4 protein-coding genes and 2 pseudogenes are annotated in these 5098 nt (G+C 64.9%); all 6 read right to left on the bottom strand.

The features are described from left to right. Positions 1-123: 123 nt before the first annotated feature. Positions 124-580 (bottom strand): annotated as a pseudogene (locus tag IZR01_RS54630) (CRISPR-associated endonuclease Cas1); the annotation flags it as partial. Between the two features lie 2 nt (positions 581-582). Continuing rightward, on the bottom strand, positions 583-1332 hold the full coding sequence (gene cas6e, locus IZR01_RS48065; RefSeq protein WP_194927764.1) for a type I-E CRISPR-associated protein Cas6/Cse3/CasE: 750 nt from the start codon (positions 1330-1332) through the stop codon (positions 583-585). A 9-nt stretch (positions 1333-1341) separates the two neighbouring features. Then, positions 1342-2136, bottom strand: coding sequence for a type I-E CRISPR-associated protein Cas5/CasD (gene cas5e, locus IZR01_RS48060; protein ID WP_323747312.1), 795 nt, complete (start codon positions 2134-2136; stop codon positions 1342-1344). After that, complete coding sequence (gene cas7e, locus IZR01_RS48055) at positions 2133-3272, bottom strand: type I-E CRISPR-associated protein Cas7/Cse4/CasC (protein ID WP_194927762.1); 1140 nt, start codon at positions 3270-3272, stop codon at positions 2133-2135. The genes cas5e and cas7e overlap by 4 nt, the downstream gene beginning before the upstream one ends. 55 nt (positions 3273-3327) lie before the next feature. Further along, positions 3328-3900 (bottom strand): type I-E CRISPR-associated protein Cse2/CasB, encoded by a 573-nt coding sequence (gene casB / locus IZR01_RS48050; RefSeq protein WP_228561396.1) that lies wholly within the window; start codon positions 3898-3900, stop codon positions 3328-3330. Then, positions 3900-4838 (bottom strand): annotated as a pseudogene (locus IZR01_RS48045) (type I-E CRISPR-associated protein Cse1/CasA); the annotation flags it as partial. The gene casB and the pseudogene IZR01_RS48045, both read right to left, overlap by 1 nt. Positions 4839-5098 lie beyond the last annotated feature (260 nt).

The following is a 5098-nucleotide window of genomic DNA, read 5'->3' as shown; positions in this document are numbered from 1 at the left end:
GCTCCTTCTCAACGTTCTGGCTTAGACACCTCGAACGTATCGACAAGGAGCCCTCTCAACACCCCGACCGGCCATCAAGCCCACGTCAAAAACACACCACAGGTCACTCCACAAGAGCCGCACCCAAAGCCTTCTTACACGGGCACCCTCGCGACCACGGAGCTGCTGCATCGTCAGCCCGCGGGTGTCTTCGCCGGGAAACCGCATCTCGTACATACGGCGAGCAACTTCTAGCCGTTCCGGGACGCGGGTGACCAGCCAAGCTTGTCGGAGTAGCAGGGCTGAGCCGCGGCTGGCCCAGGCCTGAGGCGTAGAAGCGGACTCCGCCGGATCCGACCCAGCAGAGGGCCGTGCCAGAGTCGCCCAGAAGGTTGACTGCTTCGTGGGTGATGCGGGTCCCGGGGCCAAGGAGCAGCACGGCGACGTATGCCGCTGGCACTCGCACGATTCGCTGCTTGTTGATCAGGACCACCGCGTTGTCGTCGCGGTCGATGTGACTGCGTTCGACGTAGAGGCTGCTGATCCGGTCTTCCAGGTGGAACAGTTCTTGCGGCTCAGCGCGCCACCATGGGGCTGCCATCGTTAGTTGCCTGGTCGGCGGCCGGCGCCGATGGACGCCAGGGTAAGGAGGCCACATCCGTAGGCCTTGGAGGGGCCGATGCCGGCAAGCAGCGTGTGCCGGAACACCTCGGCATCGGTGATCTTCAATCTGCCCTCGAACGTGGCGGTTTCTATTCGTACTGTGTGCTTGTGGCCGTCACGTCCCTTGGTGAATTTGCGGCTTTCGCGGCGGACGATGCGCATGTCGGGAACGGGTCGGTCGACGTCGAGGACGAGTTCCGGGATGGTGAATCCGAGTCTTGGGGCGCGTTCCAGGAACCATTTGGTCTGGGCTGCCGCGGTGCGGTGGCCGATGCGGTATCCGCGGCGGCGGTCGCCCTCGGCAGCGCGGCGGGTTTCTTGGGCTGGGGTGAGTTTGTCGGGGGTGGTGGTGTTCTGGACGGGGGATGCGGTGATTTTGAAGGCGAACTCTCGACCTACGGCGGCGATTTGGAGTAGCGGTTCGTAGGGCCGGATGAGGTAATGCTCGCCGTCCGCGTCGGGCCATCCGGCCTGCTCCACGATGTGGTTCCAGTCGGGCCGGGTCCCAGTGAGGATCAGCAGGTTCGGTGCCCGTTGATCGTCATCATCCAAGCGCCACAGGGTGCGCTCGGCGACCGGTTGCTGAGCGATGCCAGCTTGGATCATCGCGTGGATGTGCTGGGGGTTGGCCAGCAGGATGCGGCTTTTCTGCCGCATGGGGTTGATGCGGATCTTCGATAGGTAGGCCATCTGGGTTCCTCAGCCGAGAAGGTCGAAGGGATCGTGGACCGCAGTTTCGACTGGAGGAGGCTGCGACTGCGCTGCCCAACCGGTCGGGACATCGAACTCTGTGTGCCGGACTCGCCGGGGTGTGAATCGCCGCTGTCCCAGGCTGAACGTGGTCGGCACGTCCCACACGCTGCCGCCGCTGGCTTCCGGGTCCTCGACGGTGCCCGGCAGGGTAATCACTGCCGCGTCCGGATGCCGTCTGCGGTAGCGGTTTTGTGCGTGGCTGCCGGCCTGCCATGGTGTGCTGGCTAGGACCTCATCCAGGGTGCCGGCCTCGATGCCGAGGAGAAGCTGCCCAGTTGGGGGGCAGCTGCGTCGGCCCAGGGCCAGCGGGAAGCGTGGGTTGCGCAGGGCGACAGCGAGGGAGTCCAGAAGCGACGCCGGCCCGCACACTGCGGCCACGAACACCGCATCCGCCAGGTAGAAGCGGTAGGTCTCTCCGGTGTGCTTCACCGGCTGCGTAGGTTTCTGCCTTCCCTTGGCGTTGACGCCTGCCTGCGGCAGCGGATCGCCGGTGTAGTTGCTGACTGTGTGGTAGTCACGGAGTAGGGTTCCTGGCTGGTCGACGCGGACTCCTAGCGTGAGGTCTAGCAGCTCGGTGATCGGCTCTCCCCGACGTCGGCCGGCGGCTGCGGCGAGTAGGCCGAGGACTCCGGATTTCGTCGGTGCGGGTTGAGTATCGCGGCGGTTGAGCGGGGTGTTGCCGCCCCAGGATTGCATTGGGGCCGCCAGTCGCATCACCAGCACGGTTTCGTGCGGGTTCACCGTCGTTCGCCCTCGGCAAGCCATGTGGCCACAGCTTCGCGCACTTGCTCCACTAGCTGCGGGAAGGGGGTCGGGTTGGGCAGCCCTGCGAGGGCTTCGTCGGATGCGGCGTCGGCGTGGTAGGTCGCGAACACGGCCCGCGGCTCGCTGCCCCACGTCGTGGTGATCTTGGCGTGTTCGGCGGCTAGGCGCCGCATCGACTCCTCGGCCAGCCCGCTGTTGCCTCCGGTGACGGGCCGTTCAAAGGCGGAGACGAGGTTGACCGGCTGGTCTTCGCGCAGGGTGGCGATAACTAGGTGCGGCAGGGTTCGGTGGGCGAAGGTGTTGGCGTGGCCGGTGGGCATCGATCGGGTGAAACAATCCAGGAAGGCTTCGCACGCCTGCAGTACCGCGTCCTCAGCCTGCAGGTTCTCCTGAAGGAGATGAATGCCCACGGTCGCGTACCGGTACAGGGTCGCGGAGTTGAACTCGACGGTGCCGATCATGCCGGCGCCGGATTCAGACTCGGGCTGCTCGTCGTCGACAGCGGTGTAGTAGTCGAATTCGATGTCGACGGCGTGCGTCGACAGCGCATGTGCGACCTGCACCGCGGCATCCACGTTCAGCAGGCCATTGTTCGCCACCATGCGACCGAACAGCCCGACATCCAATGGGTGCCCGGCGGTAAGCTTGTCCAGCATCGGCAGCGACTTGAGCTCCTTGCCCAGTGCGTCTTTGTCCATTTGGGCCAGCTCTTGAGCCCGGTCGGCGAGCAGGTCCGCGATCGCGTCCAGCTGCTGCCGTCCGAAGAACAGCAGGTACTCGGTCTGGTCGGCGTTCTTGCCCTGTTTCAGGTTCAACGCGTCGCGTATCGCGGTCGCCAGCCGGTTCGCCGCCTCCTCGTCCAGATTGGCGCGTTGGGTCAGGCTGGTCGTGAGCAGCGGCGTCAGGCGTTTGGTGCGGGTACCCAGCTGGGACGGGTCCACGGTGAGCGCGAACGCCGTGCGGGTGGCACGCTTCCATGCCTGTGATGAGACGCGAGCTCGCCGCACACCACCGTAGGTTGCATGTTTGGGGGTGCCGTTATCGTCCCGGTTGATGTTGGACGGTGGAACGGTTTGGACGATGTCGATGTCGAGGTACAGCTGACGGTTCATCTGAGGCTCCTTCGGATCACGGATCGGGTTGGCACATCGGCGTGGCCGCCGGCGATCATTCGGCCTCGGGCTTTTCGGAGGCGCGCCAGACGAAGTAGCTGATCCCCCAGGCCTGGCGGACCCGGATGCGGCCTTCCGGCGTATCCCAGTCACGGATGTCGCGATGCAGGCGGTTGTAGTCCAGCGGGATCGACTGGCCCCGCAGCAGTGTGACCAGCCCACGAAGGTGATAGACCAGCTCTTTGGTGCTAGTAGCCGTCGCCGCAGCCCCCACCCGCTGGTCCAGCGCCTCGGGATGGTCCCGGAACTGCTCCGATTGCCGCAGCCGAAACAGCGCCACACCGAGATCGGGGCCCTTCGCGTGCATGGACTTGGCCATGGACTGCTGGTGCAGCGCGAACAGCGTAAGCGTCGCGTGCTCGGCCTCCAACGCCGGTGTGACCGTGCCACGGCGGGCCTGGTCCTCGGGGATCTCCGCACGATAGAGGCGCCACATTTCAGGCACCGACCAGGCATCGCGGCCCAAGCCTGCTCGCAGCGCAGCCAAATCACGGCCGGCACCGTGCTGCCCGGGCTCGAACAACTCCCAGAACCAGACAGGCCGCTTCTTGGTTGTTTGTTCTGTCATCACGCGGTCTTCCCTTCATCGCGTCTCGCAGCATCCCGCGGAAGGATTCTCCGTAGCTGGCTTCGGAAATTGGCCACGGCAGTGGACTCGCGATACACCTGCTTGCCGCTGTCCTTCTCATGCCGGCCGAGAAACGCGGACGGGTTGGAGGCAAGAATCAACGGAGTCACCGCCTGGAGCGCCAGCTCACGAACACTGGTCTCCCAGCTCAGCATCAGCGGTTCCGTATCACCGTCTACCGGCAGCACAGCGAACTTGGACAGCAATAGCCTGATAGCCTGATCAATACTGTGAACGAAAACTGATCCCGGTCGCTGTCCCTTGTCCCAAGGAACAGGGTCGCCTCCGGCCGCTCGTCTCAGATCCGCGTAGCACAGGTTCACAGCCCGTTCCACAGCCGTTGCCTGAGCGGCAACTTCAAGAACCGCGTCGCGGACGACGTCGTTCGCGACCAGCGACCGCACCGGCAACGGAACGGAGTCGGCAATGAGATCGTCGACCACTGCTGACTGCGTTCCGTATCTCACTCCCACGATCTCGACCCCGAGCGGAAAGTCGACCCCCAGAGCATCGTCAGCCTGGAGTTCAAGCACCTGCTTCAGGAGCGGACTCGTCTGAACGTCCTTGTCATTGTCGACGTCTGTTCCGATGGCTACCAAGCTGTCCAGCCCTTGCCAGGCGTTGCGGCCAGCACCGTGTCGTTTCGGCACGAACGGGGCTGCGCCCTTCTTCGGATCGCCACGACGCCACATCGTGTGAAGCTCCTCCCGGGGCACCACTGCGAGGCGGTCGCCGGCGGCGAGCACGACCCGGCTTACCCTGATGCCGTCAGCCGAGCTCTCGGGGACCAGCAGGATCCTGCGATCCATCCAGGTCAGCAGGTCCATGTAGCCGCGCGGGGCCCGGGTAGTCCACTGGGCCGTCCGTTCGGCACGCCACTGTGGCCGGTCTGGCTCGTTTGGATCTGCGCCGTGAAGCGTGAAGCCTGTACCGTGCCGAAACTAGCGTATACGGGTGCTGACCAGCTGGTTCGCCGAGTTGGTCAGGCGGCTCGGTGATACTCGTAGATGGTGGTGGCGGGGACCTGTCGGCGGCGGATCCGTCCCTCGATCGGGATGACTTCCGCGATGTCGGCGTCCGGAGGGGTCTGGTCCCGGGCCTGATGGGGCCGATGCCCGTTGAAGTGGTCTTCGTAGGC

Origin of the sequence: Catenulispora pinisilvae (genome assembly GCF_015356865.1) — a bacterium.
GTDB lineage: Bacteria > Actinomycetota > Actinomycetes > Streptomycetales > Catenulisporaceae > Catenulispora > Catenulispora pinisilvae.
The sequence above is the reverse complement of the archived record's forward strand: the minus strand, read 5'-3'. Positions and strand labels throughout refer to the sequence as shown.

Excerpts from the sequence above, each read along its gene's own strand:
- cas6e (WP_194927764.1), bottom strand. The coding sequence starts at position 1,332 with ATGGCCTACCTATCGAAGATCCGCATCAACCCCATGCGGCAGAAAAGC.
- cas7e (WP_194927762.1), bottom strand. The coding sequence starts at position 3,272 with ATGAACCGTCAGCTGTACCTCGACATCGACATCGTCCAAACCGTTCCA.
- casB (WP_228561396.1), bottom strand. The coding sequence starts at position 3,900 with ATGACAGAACAAACAACCAAGAAGCGGCCTGTCTGGTTCTGGGAGTTG.